We start from the raw sequence: 14529 nt of genomic DNA on the forward strand, positions 1-14529 counted from the left end.
AAACATGCAATTATGTAATTTCGAAGTCGGCCTGGATAAGCCGTTTTTCCTGATCGCCGGCACCTGTGTGATCGAAAGCGAACAAATGACCATGGATACCGCCGGTAAATTGAAAGAAATAGCCGACGAGTTGAATATTCCATTTATTTATAAGTCCTCGTTCGATAAAGCCAACCGTTCGTCACTGGGCAGTTTTCGCGGTCCGGGTGTCGAAAAAGGTTTGCAGATCTTGGAAAAAGTAAAACAGCAATTGCATGTGCCGGTTTTGACCGATGTCCATGAAGACACACCGTTAGAAGAAGTGGCGGCGGTGGTTGATGTGCTGCAAACCCCGGCGTTTTTGTGCCGCCAGACCAATTTTATTCAAAGTGTCGCCGCCTTGGGCAAACCCGTAAATATCAAAAAAGGGCAATTTTTAGCGCCGTGGGATATGGCCAATGTCGCTGCCAAAGCCAAGGCCACCGGCAATCAGCAAATCATGGTTTGCGAGCGCGGTGTGTCGTTTGGTTATAATAATTTGGTCTCGGACATGCGTTCTTTGGCCGTGATGCGCAACACCGGATGCCCGGTGGTATTCGACGCCACCCATTCCGTGCAGTTACCGGGCGGGCAAGGCAATGTCTCCGGCGGTCAGCGTGAACATGTACCGGTGTTGGCTCGCGCCGCAGTCGCAGTGGGTATTGCTGGTCTGTTTATGGAATCGCATCCCAAACCCGAAGAAGCGTTGAGTGACGGTCCCAATTCATGGCCCTTGCACCGCATGAAAGAATTATTGGAAATGTTAGTAACGATAGACCGGGCTGTTAAATCCACCAGCCTGATTGAAACCACACTATAGGGCAAAATAATGGCAAGAATAGTAGACGTAAAGGCAAGAGAAGTTCTGGATTCACGCGGTAACCCGACCGTTGAAGCGGAAGTGTATTTGGCATCCGGCATCATCGGCAGCGCAATGGTGCCATCCGGTGCCTCCACCGGCGAACGCGAAGCGATCGAATTGCGCGACGGCGATAAATCCCGTTATCTGGGCAAAGGCGTATTGAATGCCGTTAACTTCGTCAATACCGAAATTCGCGAAGCCGTCGTGGGTATGGATGCCAACAACCAAGCCGCATTGGACGAAAAAATGATTGCCTTGGACGGCACGCCTAGCAAAAGCCGCATTGGCGCCAATGCTATCCTGGGCGTTTCCATGGCTGCCGCACGCGCCGCTGCTCAAGAAGCCGGCGTACCGTTGTACAAATTCCTGAACAAGTCCGGCGAATTTATCCTGCCTGTACCGATGATGAACATCATCAACGGCGGTTCGCACGCTGATAACAGCGTTGATTTGCAAGAATTCATGATTCTGCCTGTCGGCGCGCCAACCTTCCGCGAAGCGATCCGTTACGGCGCCGAAGTCTTCCATAACCTGGCTAAAGTATTGAAAAGCCGGGGTTTGGCTACCACAGTGGGCGACGAAGGTGGTTTTGCGCCTAACTTGTCTTCCAACGAAGAAGCCATCGAAGTGATCCTGGAAGCGATCGAAAAAGCCGGTTACAAAGCAGGTGTTGATATCTATCTGGGTATGGATGCTGCTGCTTCCGAATATTTCGACGACGGTAAATACGTTCTGTCTGCGGAAAACCGTAGCTTTAACTCCACAGAGATGGTCGATTTCTTGGCAGCGTGGGTTGATAAATACCCCATCATCTCCATCGAAGACGGCCTGGACGAAAACGACTGGGACGGCTGGAAATATCAAACCGAAAAATTGGGCGGCAAAATCCAATTGGTCGGCGACGATTTGTTCGTCACCAACCCTGCCATCCTGAAAGAAGGTATCGAGAAAGGTATCGCCAACTCCATCCTGATCAAAGTCAACCAAATCGGTACCTTGACCGAAACTCTAGCGTCTATCGATATGGCTGCTGCTGCGGGTTATAGTGCCGTGGTTTCTCACCGTTCCGGCGAAACCGAAGACACTACCATCGCCGACTTGGTAGTTGCGACCGGCACCGGTCAAATCAAAACCGGTTCATTGAGCCGTTCCGACCGGGTTGCCAAATACAACCGTCTGATGAAAATCGAAGACGAGTTGGGCGACAAAGCCAAATATGCCGGTCGCAGCGCGTTCAAAATGCTGAAATAAAAAGCGTAGGTTGGGTTAGGCACAAGCCGTAACCCAACGCGTTGGCCTAAAAAGGTGAGTTGCGTTTTTCCGGGCGCAACCCACCCTACAGATCGAGAACAGCCATTAAAACCCTGATCGCCATCATCATTCTGCTAATTGTTCACTTCCAGTATCGGTTGTGGCTGGGTGATGCCAGCGTCTCGCAGATTAGCGATTATCGGGAACGCCTGGATACCCTGACCAAGGAAGCGCAGGAAAAAAAGGAACGCAACGATTCCTTGTATGCCGAGGTGCTGGATTTGCGCCGTGGTTTGGAAACCATCGAAGAACGCGCTCGTTACGAACTGGGCATGATCAAGGAAAACGAAACTTTCTTTCAAGTGCTTGAGTAGAGAGCATGAAGCAAATTCTCAAATGCTGGGCAGTTGTCCCGGCAGCTGGCGTTGGCAAACGCATGCAAGCCGATCGCCCTAAACAATATCTGCCGCTGGCCGGCAAAACCGTCATCGAACATACCTTAAACCGCGTGTTGCAATCCGGCGCGTTTCAAGCGGTGGCGGTGGCGATTTCAGTTGAAGATCCGTATTGGCCCGAATTGGACGTTTCTAAACATCCAGATGTAATTACCGCGCCCGGCGGCAAGGAGCGGGCTGACTCAGTACTGTCGGCACTGAAATCTTTGCAAGGCCAGGCTGCTGAAGACGATTGGGTATTGGTGCATGACGCGGCACGACCCTGTCTGACAGCTTCTGATATTCATCTGCAAATCGACACACTAAAAGACGATGCAGTCGGCGGCATTCTGGCGCTGTCCTCCCACGACACGCTAAAACACGTCGACGGCGATACGATTACCGCGACGATAGATCGCAAACATGTCTGGCGCGCTTTAACGCCGCAGATGTTCAAATACGGCATGCTTCGCGATGCTTTGCAGCAAACCGAAGGCAATCCGGCCGTTACCGATGAAGCCAGTGCGCTGGAACTGTTGGGCTTTCAGCCGAAGATCGTTGAAGGCCGCCCCGATAACATCAAAATCACCCGGCCCGAAGATCTGGCGCTGGCACACTTCTATATGGAGCAACAAGCATGATCCGAGTCGGCCAAGGCTACGACGTCCACCGTTTCAACGACGGCGACCACATCATTTTGGGCGGCGTGAAAATCCCCTATGAAAGAGGTTTGGAAGCCCATTCCGACGGCGATGTGGTGCTGCATGCCTTGGCTGACGCGATTCTCGGTGCTGCGGCTTTAGGTGACATCGGCAAGCATTTCCCTGATACCGATCCCGAATTCAAGGGTGCCGACAGCCGTGTATTACTGCGGCATGTGTATAAAATCGTCCAGGAAAAAGGTTACAAATTAGTCAACGCCGACGTGACCATCATTGCCCAGGCACCGAAAATGCTGCCACATGTGCCGGCCATGCGAGCCAACATCGCTGCCGACTTGGTTGTCGATGTCGATTTCATCAATGTCAAAGCCACCACCACAGAGAAACTGGGCTTTGAAGGCCGCAAGGAAGGCATCGCCGTGCAGGCGGTGGTGTTGATTGAGAAGTAACTCACACAAGTTCAAACTTTGCCCGAATTTATAGCTGCTAAGTCAGGTAGGTCAGGGTGCGCGTAGCGTTCCCTGACAATTTTACGGCATCAATACAGTCATATCGCGGCAACATGACCTACGATATTTTACATACCCCATGACAGATTTTAGTTTACCCGAATGGCCCTACGCCTGCGGTGGCCCGTCCGGTACCGGCGACATCAAAACAGAACCCGAGGATTTTGTCGTCGAAGAAATCCTGTCTTTCCAGCCGGAAGGCAGCGGCGAGCATATATTCCTGCATATCGAAAAAACCGGCGAAAACACCGAATATGTCGCTCGTCTGCTGGCCCGCCATGCCGGTATCCGCCAGCGCGACGTCAGCTATGCCGGATTAAAAGACCGTCATGGCCGCACTCGGCAATGGTTTAGTGTGTGGCTACCGGGTAAGGAAGATCCGGATTGGTCAGCTATCGAAACCGAGCAGCTGAAAATACTGCAAACGGTTCGTCACGCTCGGAAGCTGAAGCGCGGCGTATTGGCCGGCAATAAATTTACGTTGCTGATCCGCAATTGGACGGGCAACCAAGAAGAAGCTGAAAAGCAGTTGCAACTGATCAAAACCCAAGGTTTTCCGAATTACTTCGGCCCGCAACGTTTCGGGCATCACGGCCAAAATATCAATCGCGCGCGGGCAATGTTTGCCGGCGCTAAGGTCAAGCGCGAGCAGCGTTCTTTGTATTTCTCGGCGGCGCGTTCGTATTTGTTCAATCTGATCTTGGCCCAGCGCGTCGCGCAAGCCAATTGGCATCGGGCATTAAATGGCGATGTATTTAAGCTAGACGGCAGTAATAGCTGTTTTGCCGGGGATAGCGACGACGCCAGTCTGCCGGCACGCCTCGAGCAGGGTGATATTCATCCCACCGGGATTATGTGGGGCCGAGGCGGTAAGGTTGCCACGGCTGAGGCCGGTGCGATAGAAAATACCGTTATTGCCGCTAACGCATCCCTAGCCGACGGCTTGCTTGCCTTTGATCTGGAAGCAGATCGTCGGGCCTTGCGGACATTGCCGCAAGATCTGGAGTGGCAGTGGTTGGATAATCAACTAAAGTTGAGCTTCACTCTGCCCGCCGGCAGCTATGCCACGGCCTTGTTACGGGAAATTATTGGCGATGCACCTGGCGCTAGTTTTTAAATTCGCTTTCATAAAAATGCTTTTTGGGTTGTAATCGCATCAACTTATAATACTTAAGTACAATAGCGCGCTATAGCGTTCTAAAAACTATAACCTCTACTTACATCCTCCATGCCTGATAGCGGCCAGATATCCGGACCAGCAGATTCCACGTTTGACGATCCTTTATTGTTGGCTTTGCTGTCGGTCTGCAAGTTATTACATATCCCGCAAACTGCAACGGCCTTGGTGGCCGGACTGCCCTTAGTCGACAATAAATTAACACCGGCTTTGTTCGTGCGCGCCGCTGAACGCGCTGGTTTGACCAGCCGCTTGTTGCGCCGGCCCTTACAGAAAATTTCCAATTTAGTCCTGCCTGCTGTGCTGTTGCTTAAAGATGGCAACGCCTGCGTTTTGCTTGCCAAGAACGCTGAAAGCTATACGGTAGTGTTGCCGGAAACCGAGAGCGGCGAAAAGACCGTTAGCGTTGCAGAACTGCAAGCAAACTACAGCGGTTCGGCCTTTTTCGTGCAGTTACAGCATCGCTTTGACGGGCGTACTGCGGAATCGGCTGTGCCCAAGGTCAAACATTGGTTTTGGGATGTGCTTTATAAGTCCTGGCCTATCTATGCGGAAGTGCTGGCGGCCTCGGTATTAATCAATTTGTTTGCTTTGGCGGCACCCTTATTTTTCATGAATATCTACGACCGCGTGGTGCCTAATCACGCGTTGGAAACCTTGTGGGTACTGACGGTAGGTGTGCTGATCGTGTTTGGCTTCGAATTGGCGATGAAGCTGCTGCGAAGTTATTTTATCGATGCGGCTGGCAAGCGCGCCGATATTATTTTGTCGGCGAATATTTTCGAAAAACTGATGAATATTCGCATGGAAGCCCGGCCGCCATCGGTGGGCGCTTTTGCTAACAACTTAAGCGAATTCGAATCCTTTCGCGAGTTCTTGACCTCGGCAACGCTGGTGACGTTGATTGATTTGCCGTTTTTGTTTTTGTTTTTACTGATTATTTATAGTGTCGGCGGCAATTTGGCTTTGATTCCGCTGGCAATTTTGCCGTTGGCGATGATGATCGGTATTGCCTTGCAGGCGCCGTTGAAAAACACGATCAACGCCATGTTCAAATTCGGCGGCGAGAAAAATGCCACGCTGGTGGAAGCGTTGTCCAATCTGGAAACTATCAAAGCGGCTGGCGCGGAAGGGCAATTGCAGCGCCGTTGGGAGCAGAATGTCGGCGAAATCGCCCGGCTGGGGTTAAAGTCGCGGTTTTATGCCGGCTTGACCGTTAATTTGACCGCGTTCTTGCAGCAATTGGCAGCGGTATTGGTGGTGGTGGCCGGCGTCTACCGGATTACCGACGGCGATTTGACGACCGGCGGCTTGGTGGCTTGCACCATGCTGACCTCGCGGGCGTTGGCTCCGGTCGGGCAAGTCGCGGCACTATTGACCCGCTACCATCAGGCGGTGACCGCCTTGGGATCGTTTAACCGGATGATGGCTCTACCGGTGGAGCGCGAGAGCGGCAAGGACTATTTGCATAGGCCGCGCTTTAACGGCGAAATCGAGTTTAAGCATGTCCGCTTCAGCTATCCGCAGCAGCCGGTTAAGGCCTTGGACGGCATATCTTTTAAAATCAAGGCTGGCGAACGCGTGGGGTTTATCGGCCGAATCGGTTCCGGCAAGAGCACGCTGGAAAAATTGATGCTTGGTTTATATCAGGTTCAAGAAGGTTCGATCTTGATAGACGGCACCGATATTCGCCAAATCGATCCTTCCGATTTACGCCGGCAAATCGGCTATGTGCCGCAAGATATTTCCTTAATGTTCGGTAGCGTGAAGGACAATATCGTCTTGGGTTCGCGCTACGCCGATGACACTGCGGTGTTAAAGGCGGCGGCGATTGCCGGTGTCGATCAGTTCGTCAGTAAACATCCCGCCGGTTTTGATTTGCAGGTCGGTGAACGCGGCGCATCCTTGTCGGGTGGGCAACGGCAAAGTATTGCACTAGCCAGAGCCTTGCTGTTGTCGCCGTCGATTTTTATTATGGACGAGCCGACCAATGCGATGGACAACAGTAGCGAGGAGGCGTTTAAACAGCGGTTTGCCGCGCAACTGGCGGAACAGACCTTGATACTGGTCACGCACCGCATGTCGCTGCTCAGCTTGGTGGACAGGCTGATCGTGATGGACGGCGGGCATATGGTCGCAGACGGCCCCAAGGAGCATGTGCTGGAAGCCTTGCGCCAAGGTCAGATCAAGGTGGCTATCTAATATGTTGAAAAAAATAGCCGATTGGCGAGCCGAGCATCGGTATCGAGCCGAAGATCAGCGATTTTTAAGCGACGTCAACGCCGCCAACCTGTACGAATTACCCTTGCAAAGCCATTTGATCCTGTGGTTTGCTGCGGCATTTGTTGCGGTATCCATGGTTTGGGCTGGTTTTGCCAGCTTGGATGAAGTCACGCGCGGCGAAGGTAAGACCATACCGTCCAGTCAAGTGCAGGTGGTGCAGAACCTGGAGGGCGGGATTGTTTCGGAAATATTGGTTCAAGAAGGCCAGTTGGTGGACAAAGATCAGGTGTTGCTGCAACTGGATCAAGTCCGTTTCGCTTCCTCGTTTAAGGAAGCCAAGTTAAAGTATTACGAGTTGTTGGCGAATACCGCGCGCTTGAACGCCGAGATCAACGGCACGCCCCTGGCGATTCCGGAAGAGGTTATGAAGAACGCACCGCAAATCGCCGAGAACGTTAGACAATTGCTGGTTTCCAAGCAGAACGAAATAAGGTCGAATAGCGACATTTTTGCCGAGCAAGTGCGGCAGAAAGAGCAGGAAATTATCGAAATTCAGTCGAAAAGCGACCAGTTGGCGCGTAGCTACAAATTATTGCAGGACGAAGTGAAGATGTCCGAACCGCTGGTGGCTGATGGGGCAATGTCGCAGGTTGAATTACTGCGCTTGCAACGTGCCGCCAACGATTTGAAGGGCGACTTGAATTCCGCGAATCTAGCGATGCCTCGTCTGCGTTCGTCATTGGACGAAGCGCGCAATAAACTAGCGGAGATCAAAATTCGCTATAAAACCGAGGCCTTGAAAGAATTGAACGAAGTCAAGGCGGAGCTGGATCGCACCTCCGAGTCAGCGGTGGCTTTGGAAGATAGGGTTAGCCGTACCAGAGTGTTGTCGCCGGTAAAAGGTACGGTAAAACGCATCAAAGTGGCAACTGTCGGCGGCGTGATTCAACCGGGCATGGATTTGTTGGAAATTGTGCCGTTGGAAGATCAACTGTTGATTGAAGCTAAAATTCGGCCGGCGGACATTGCTTTTCTTCGCCCTGGGCAGAAAGCTGTGGTAAAACTAAGCGCTTATGATTTTTCGATATACGGCGGCCTGGATGCCGCTTTGGAACATATCAGCGCAGACAGCATACCCGGCGAGAAAAAAGACGAGGACAATTACTATTTGATTCGTTTGCGCACCGCCAAAAATTATCTGGAAAAAGGTGGCGAACGCTTGGAGATCATTGCCGGGATGACAGCGGAAGTTGATATTTTAACCGGAAAAAAAACAGTGCTTGATTACCTCTTGAAGCCGATATTGAAAGCCAGGGATAGGGCTTTAAGAGAACGATAACTCATAACAACAATTACATTTGTGGCTAACATACTGATTTATTCCAACAATCCTCAGCTGACGGCGCAGTGGACTCATGCGCTGATCGCGGAATATAACGTAAGTATGCTGCATAGTATTCGCAGTGATTATACGGCTGACGCAGTGATTTTCGATGCCAAAAAACTGGACGACGATGCCAGTTTGTTATCGGTTTTTGCCAACAAAAAAGCCCGATTTTTGGTCATGGGCTCGGATTGGCCGGAGAACAAGCAGATAGAGGTGTTGATTAACGGCGCGGCCGGCTATTGCGACCAATCGGAAGCGCCGGAGCTTTTAACCCGGGCTGTAGCCTGTATTTTGGCGGGCGATATTTGGATTCGTCGGGCGTTAGTGCCCAAAGTAATTGGTGTGTTGACCAGTGCCAGGCGTCCGCAACTTGCGCCAAATACTGTCGACACCGAATTAAAGCTAAAGAAGCTTGCTAGTTTATCCGCCCGGGAGGTGGAAGTGGCGGACATGATACGGCAGGGAGAAAGTAATAAGCGTATCGCCTTGGCAATGAATATTTCCGAACGGACGGTGAAAGCGCATTTGTCGTCGATTTTCAGGAAATTAAATGTCGATGACCGCTTAAGACTAGCCATATTGTTAAAAGAAATCGACCAATATCAGAGAGGAATGTCATGAGAGTCAGCAGGAGTTTGAGTTTAGGAATAGCAATGCATTTGGCCTGTGTGTCAACGAGTCAGGCGTTGAGTTTGCAAGAGTCTATTCAGAAAGTTCTGGATGAAAATCCCAAAATCCAAGCTGCCAAATCAGAACGCCGCGCCGTTGAAGAGGAAATCGGGCAAGCCAAGGCCGGTTATTTCCCTACGGTGGATGTCACGGCGGGCATCGGCTGGGAAGAATCGAATAACCCTACCACCCGTGGCCGCGGTGACGGATCAGTTTTTTATCATAGAGAGGAAGGGGCGATTCTAGCCAGACAAATGTTGTTTGACGGCCTGGCTACGCCCAACGAAGTGGAGAGGCAGGAAGCACGAACCGACTCTAGGGCTTACACGGTATTCGGCCAATCGGAAATTACCGCGCTCGATGGTGTTGAAGCCTATATCAAGGTGTTGCGGCGTCAGGAGTTGTTGAATCTGGCTAAGGAAAACCTGCAACGACATCTAGGTACTAACGATCAAATCAAACTGCGTAGCGACCGAGGCGTCGGTAAGCGGGCCGACGTCGACCAGTCTATGGGCCGGGTAGCCTTGGCGGAAAAAAACGTGTTGTCCGAAATCGGTAATTTGAAAGACGCCGAGACCAGTTTCTTGCGAGTCATCGGCATATTGCCGGAGGGTATTCAGCCGATTCAATCGCCGGGAACCGCGCTGCCGCAGTCGCTGGATCAAGCGATAGAAGAAGCGTTGGCCGACCATCCCATTTTGAAATCCGCCAATTCCGATATTGATTCCGCATTTGCCCAACATGCTACGGCTATGGCGCCTTATTTCCCGCGTTTCGATATTGAGGCCGGTGCCAGTCACAATTACAACCTGGATGGGATTCGTGGCACCAACTCGGATATGACGGCAATGCTGCGTATGCGCTACAACATCTTTAATGGCGGCAAAGACATAGCCCGCCGCGAACAAACCGCGCAGTTAATCAATCAGGCCAAGGATATTCGCGATAATACCCATAGGCAGGTGATCGAGAGCATGCGTTTGTCGTGGGTGGCTCATCAAACCGTGAAAAGCCAGCTAGAGTTTTTTAAACAGCACGTCGATTCAAGTGAGAAGACCATCAGTGCTTATCAGCAGCAATTCAATATCGGTCAACGGACGTTATTAGACTTGTTGGATACCTTCAACGAGGCCTATATCGCCAAAAGCTCGTATATCAACGCCAAATACGACGAGCTGTTTTCGCAATTTCGGATTTTAGCTAGCAAAGGCCAACTGAATAAGTATTTGGGTACGACTTTGCCAACTGAAGTTCAACCTCTTAGTTCCGCCAATTAAGCCGAACGGCTAAGGCTTTTAACTAGCCCCCCGAAGTGGTTGTATTCGGGGGGGATTTTCGGATTAGCTTCGTCTCTAGTTCAGCGGAAAATGATTCAAGAAATTTAAGCCATCAAAGGCGTTGATCTCAAGCCTTATTTGGCAATATGCAATACGGCTTCCGACACGATATCCATCAACTCCGTACCGCCTTGTTGCACATACTCCACAATAGCTTTACGCATCCGTGGTTCCCAAAAGTTTCTGATATGTTGTTCAACGCCTTTAATAGCCAATTCCCGGTCAGGCTCGGATTTGAAAAAAGCGCCTATGTTGTTGGCCATTTTTATGAGATTTTGGGTATCCATGATTTATGCGGCTGATTCTTGGTAATGTTGTAAACGATGAGGGTGAGTGTAGATCATGTGATTTTCGTGGCGGGCGAAGCCGACCAGGGTCAGTCCGCACTCTTCCGCCAATTGAATCGCTAAGGCGGTAGGTGCCGATATGGCCGCGAGCAAGGTGATGCCAACGCTGGCTGCTTTTTGTACCATTTCGTAACTGGCGCGACTGGTCACTAGTAGCCAGCCATTTTCAAAATCGCAGTTGGCCTTGGCTAATGAGCCGATTAGTTTATCCAGTGCATTGTGGCGGCCGACATCTTCCCTTACAGTAACGATGCCGCGCTCCGGATGCAGCCATGCCGCCGCATGGACGGCTCCGGTCAGTAAGTTCAGGGATTGTTTTTGCGCCATATCGGCGAAACCGCCGCTCAATAGACCTGCGCTTAAAGCCAAACCTTGGCCGACATGATGCGGACGCCGAATGGCTTGCTCCAGTGTGGTGGCTCCGCACAAACCGCAACCGGTTCTGCCGGTCATGTTTTTTCCCTTGCCGTGCAGTTTCTCAAAACGCTCTTCTGGAATCGTCATTCTAACTTCTACGCCTTTGGAGCGTTGTACGACGCGTACCGATTGCAATTCTGATGGTTGCCCGATGATTTCCTCGGTCAGACTAAAACCCAATGCAAAATCTTCCAGATTCAGAGGAGTCGTCAGCATCACCACATGCGGAATAGTGTTGTACACCAACACCACCGGCACTTCTTCGGCTACATAATCTTCTTTCGCGGTATGCACAGGCCCTCGCCAGCTATCGAACGTACCGGTTCGATAGCTGGTCCAGCCCAGTTCGCTTGAGATTGCATCCATAACGTGTTGCTGTTTACTCGTTGACCGCGATGCGGTTTTCCAGCAAAGATAACTGATTGTCGGAAAAGTCTTGGTATTCCTGCTGCCATGCCGACGGTTGTGCGACTTTGGCGACATGCACCGCAGTAACTTTGTATTCCGGACAGTTGGTTGCCCAATCCGAGTTGTCGGTGGTGATGACGTTAGCGCCTGAATGCGGGAAATGGAACGTGGTGTAAACCACACCCGGTTGCATGCGGTCGGTAATCAAGGCTCGCAAAACGGTTTCTCCGGAACGGCTTTTCACGCCGCACCAGTCGCCATCGCTGATACCCAGTACTTCGGCATCGTGCGGATGCAATTCCAGGCGGTCTTCCTCGTGCCAGGCGACGTTTTCCGTGCGGCGCGTTTGGGCGCCAACGTTGTATTGCGACAAGATCCGGCCGGTAGTTAGAATCAGCGGATATTTACTGCTGGTACGTTCTTCGGTAGCAACGTATTCGGTCAGCATGAATCGGCCTTTACCGCGCACGAAATGGTCTGCATGCATAATCGGCGTGCCGTCAGGGGTTTCGTCGTTGCAAGGCCATTGAATACTGCCCATTTCATCGATTTTTTCGTAACTGACACCGGCGAATTGTGGAGTCAGCGCCGCGATTTCGTCCATGATTTCCGAAGGATGGCTGTAATTCATCGGATAACCCAGTGCGTTGGACAAGTCCTGCGTTACTTCCCAGTCTTCCTTGCCGCCCAGTGGGGTCATGACTTTACGGACCGGTGAAATCCGCCGCTCAGCATTGGTAAAGGTGCCGTTTTTTTCCAGGAACGAGGAGCCTGGCAAAAATACGTGGGCAAATTTAGCCGTTTCGTTCAGGAAAATGTCTTGTACTACCAAACATTCCAATTCACGCAGTGCGTGATGTACGTGGGTGATGTCGGGGTCGGATTGGGCTATGTCTTCGCCTTGTACGTATAGGCCTTTGAAGCTGCCGTCGATAGCGGCGCCAAACATATTGGGGATGCGCAAGCCTGGCTCTGATGAAAGAGTTACACCCCAAGCTGACTCGAATTGCATGCGGGTTTGCGAATCGGAAACATGGCGATAGCCGACGAATTCATGCGGGAACGAGCCCATATCGCAAGAGCCTTGGACATTGTTCTGACCGCGCAACGGGTTGACGCCAACACCATCTCGGCCGATATTGCCGGTGGCCATTGCCAGATTAGCGATGCCTATGACGGTTGTAGAACCTTGGCTATGTTCTGTGACGCCCAAGCCGTAATAGATTGCGCCGTTACCCCCCGTTGCATAAAGGCGAGCCGCGGCTCTCATGGTCTCAGCGGGTACACCGGTTAATTCGGCGACGGCTTCCGGTGAATGTTCGGGTAGGGCAACGAAGGTTTTCCATTTGCCAAATGATTCGACATCGCAACGTTCCAACGCGAATTTCTCATCGGCCAAGCCTTCGGTAACGATCACGTGAGCTAAGGCGGTTACCACAGCAACGTTGGTGCCGGGGCGCAGTTTCAGATGATAGTCGGCTTTCACGTGTGGGCTGTTACTAACCAAGTCGATACTGCGCGGATCGACCACGATCAGTTTCGCGCCTTGACGTAAGCGGCGTTTCATCAGCGAACCGAATACCGGGTGGCCGTCGGTCGGGTTGGCGCCTATCACCATAATCACATCGGACTGCATTACCGAGTCAAAGGTCTGGGTGCCGGATGATTCACCAAAAGTGCTTTTCAAGCCGTAGCCGGTAGGTGAATGGCAGACACGGGCGCAGGTATCGACATTGTTGTTACCAAAGCCGGCGCGGATTAGTTTTTGCACCAGATAGGTTTCTTCGTTGGTGCAACGCGAAGACGTAATGCCACCGATTGAGTCTTTGCCGTATTTAGCTTGGATACCTTTCAATTTGTTGGCGGCAAAACCGATGGCTTCTTCCCAGCTGACTTCGCGCCAAGGATCGGAAATTTTTTCGCGGACCATCGGTGTGATGATGCGGTCTTTGTGGGTTGCATAGCCGAACGCGAAACGGCCCTTAACACAAGAGTGTCCATGGTTGGCCTGGCCGTTTTTGTCCGGCACCATGCGCACCAGTTGTTCTCCTTTCATTTCGGCTTTGAACGAGCAGCCGACGCCGCAGTAGGCGCAGGTGGTGATGGTGCTGTGTTCCGGTACACCGTTGTCGATCACCGATTTTTCCATCAAGGTTGCGGTCGGGCAGGCTTGTACGCAAGCGCCGCAGGACACGCATTCCGATTCCATGAATGGCTGGTTTTGCCCTGGAGAGACTTTAGAGTCAAAACCGCGGCCGTCGATGGTCAATGCGAAGGTGCCTTGTACTTCTTCGCAGGCGCGTACGCATCGCGAACAAACGATACACTTTGCCGGGTCGAAGCTGAAATAAGGGTTGCTGGTGTCTTTTTCGGAATCCAGATGGTTCTCGCCGTCGAAGCCGTAACGCACTTCGCGCAAGCCGACTTGGCCGACGGTATCCTGCAATTCGCAATCGCCGTTGGCGGCGCAGGTTAAACAGTCTAAAGGATGATCGGAGATATACAGTTCGGCGATACCGCGTCTGATGCTGGCCAATTTGTCATTCTGGGTGCAGACCTTCATGCCTTCGGCAACTGGGGTCGTGCAGGACGCCGGGTAGCCGCGCGCGCCTTCGATTTGCACCAGGCACATCCGACAAGAACCGAACGGATCGAGGCTATCGGTGGCGCACAATTTAGGAATGCTGATCCCCGCTTCGGCGGCGGCGCGCATCACGGAACTGCCGGCATTGACAGTGACCTTGTGGCCGTCGATTTCCAGAGTGACTTGATTTGCAGACGAACTTGCGGGAGTTCCGTAATCTATTTCGTTATTGGCAGACATATTT

General features: G+C 51.9%; 13 protein-coding genes. 10 read left to right on the forward strand and 3 right to left on the reverse strand.

All coding sequences use genetic code 11. The features are described 5' to 3' along the window. The first annotated feature begins 4 nt into the window (after nt 1-4). The 10 genes from kdsA (at nt 5) to A1332_RS24160 (ending at nt 10469) form a co-directional block, all read left to right on the forward strand. Nucleotides 5-838 carry a 3-deoxy-8-phosphooctulonate synthase gene (gene kdsA, locus A1332_RS24115; protein ID WP_064010927.1) on the forward strand — a complete coding sequence of 278 codons (834 nt, stop codon included), beginning with the start codon at nt 5-7 and terminating at the stop codon, nt 836-838. Nucleotides 839-847: 9 nt separating this feature from the next. Next, complete coding sequence (gene eno, locus A1332_RS24120; protein ID WP_064010928.1) at nt 848-2131, forward strand: phosphopyruvate hydratase; 1284 nt, start codon at nt 848-850, stop codon at nt 2129-2131. A 104-nt stretch (nt 2132-2235) separates the two neighbouring features. Beyond that, a complete protein-coding gene (locus A1332_RS24125) occupies nt 2236-2505 on the forward strand; it encodes a septum formation initiator family protein (protein WP_026146944.1) in 270 nt (89 codons plus the stop codon). A 5-nt stretch (nt 2506-2510) separates the two neighbouring features. Continuing rightward, nucleotides 2511-3206 (forward strand): 2-C-methyl-D-erythritol 4-phosphate cytidylyltransferase, encoded by a 696-nt coding sequence (gene ispD, locus A1332_RS24130; RefSeq protein ID WP_064010929.1) that lies wholly within the window; start codon nt 2511-2513, stop codon nt 3204-3206. Beyond that, nucleotides 3203-3676, forward strand: coding sequence for a 2-C-methyl-D-erythritol 2,4-cyclodiphosphate synthase (ispF, locus tag A1332_RS24135; protein WP_064010930.1), 474 nt, complete (start codon nt 3203-3205; stop codon nt 3674-3676). The genes ispD and ispF overlap by 4 nt, the downstream gene beginning before the upstream one ends. 139 nt (nt 3677-3815) lie before the next feature. Beyond that, on the forward strand, nt 3816-4853 hold the full coding sequence (truD, locus tag A1332_RS24140) for a tRNA pseudouridine(13) synthase TruD (protein ID WP_064010931.1): 1038 nt from the start codon (nt 3816-3818) through the stop codon (nt 4851-4853). 111 nt (nt 4854-4964) lie between these two features. Beyond that, nucleotides 4965-7115, forward strand: a complete 2151-nt coding sequence (locus A1332_RS24145; protein WP_064010932.1) for a type I secretion system permease/ATPase — start codon at nt 4965-4967, stop codon at nt 7113-7115. Between the two features lies 1 nt (nt 7116). Next, nucleotides 7117-8475, forward strand: a complete 1359-nt coding sequence (locus tag A1332_RS24150) for an HlyD family type I secretion periplasmic adaptor subunit (RefSeq protein WP_064010933.1) — start codon at nt 7117-7119, stop codon at nt 8473-8475. Between the two features lie 21 nt (nt 8476-8496). Beyond that, a complete protein-coding gene (locus A1332_RS24155; protein ID WP_064010934.1) occupies nt 8497-9144 on the forward strand; it encodes a response regulator transcription factor in 648 nt (215 codons plus the stop codon). Between the two features lie 32 nt (nt 9145-9176). After that, nucleotides 9177-10469, forward strand: coding sequence for a TolC family outer membrane protein (locus A1332_RS24160; protein ID WP_064010935.1), 1293 nt, complete (start codon nt 9177-9179; stop codon nt 10467-10469). A 134-nt stretch (nt 10470-10603) separates the two neighbouring features. On the opposite strand, the gene A1332_RS24165 is transcribed toward A1332_RS24160, so the two are convergent. Genes A1332_RS24165 through fdhF form a run of 3 tightly spaced genes read right to left on the reverse strand, consistent with a single transcriptional unit; the run spans nt 10604 to nt 14525 of the window. Beyond that, entirely contained in the window at nt 10604-10816 is a 213-nt protein-coding gene (locus A1332_RS24165) for a formate dehydrogenase subunit delta (RefSeq protein WP_064010936.1), read from the reverse strand. 3 nt (nt 10817-10819) lie between these two features. After that, nucleotides 10820-11659, reverse strand: coding sequence for a formate dehydrogenase accessory sulfurtransferase FdhD (gene fdhD / locus A1332_RS24170; protein WP_064010937.1), 840 nt, complete (start codon nt 11657-11659; stop codon nt 10820-10822). 13 nt (nt 11660-11672) lie between these two features. Then, entirely contained in the window at nt 11673-14525 is a 2853-nt protein-coding gene (gene fdhF, locus A1332_RS24175) for a formate dehydrogenase subunit alpha (RefSeq protein ID WP_064010938.1), read from the reverse strand. Nucleotides 14526-14529 lie beyond the last annotated feature (4 nt).

The organism is Methylomonas methanica, assembly GCF_001644035.1.
GTDB lineage: Bacteria > Pseudomonadota > Gammaproteobacteria > Methylococcales > Methylomonadaceae > Methylomonas > Methylomonas methanica_A.

What these genes read in the sequence shown, in the direction of transcription:
- kdsA (WP_064010927.1), top strand. Translation starts at nt 5, where the DNA reads ATGCAATTATGTAATTTCGAAGTCGGCCTGGATAAGCCGTTTTTCCTG.
- eno (WP_064010928.1), top strand. Translation starts at nt 848, where the DNA reads ATGGCAAGAATAGTAGACGTAAAGGCAAGAGAAGTTCTGGATTCACGC.
- ispD (WP_064010929.1), top strand. Translation starts at nt 2,511, where the DNA reads ATGAAGCAAATTCTCAAATGCTGGGCAGTTGTCCCGGCAGCTGGCGTT.
- ispF (WP_064010930.1), top strand. Translation starts at nt 3,203, where the DNA reads ATGATCCGAGTCGGCCAAGGCTACGACGTCCACCGTTTCAACGACGGC.
- truD (WP_064010931.1), top strand. Translation starts at nt 3,816, where the DNA reads ATGACAGATTTTAGTTTACCCGAATGGCCCTACGCCTGCGGTGGCCCG.
- A1332_RS24145 (WP_064010932.1), top strand. Translation starts at nt 4,965, where the DNA reads ATGCCTGATAGCGGCCAGATATCCGGACCAGCAGATTCCACGTTTGAC.
- A1332_RS24150 (WP_064010933.1), top strand. Translation starts at nt 7,117, where the DNA reads ATGTTGAAAAAAATAGCCGATTGGCGAGCCGAGCATCGGTATCGAGCC.
- A1332_RS24160 (WP_064010935.1), top strand. Translation starts at nt 9,177, where the DNA reads ATGCATTTGGCCTGTGTGTCAACGAGTCAGGCGTTGAGTTTGCAAGAG.
- A1332_RS24165 (WP_064010936.1), bottom strand. Translation starts at nt 10,816, where the DNA reads ATGGATACCCAAAATCTCATAAAAATGGCCAACAACATAGGCGCTTTT.
- fdhD (WP_064010937.1), bottom strand. Translation starts at nt 11,659, where the DNA reads ATGGATGCAATCTCAAGCGAACTGGGCTGGACCAGCTATCGAACCGGT.
- fdhF (WP_064010938.1), bottom strand. Translation starts at nt 14,525, where the DNA reads ATGTCTGCCAATAACGAAATAGATTACGGAACTCCCGCAAGTTCGTCT.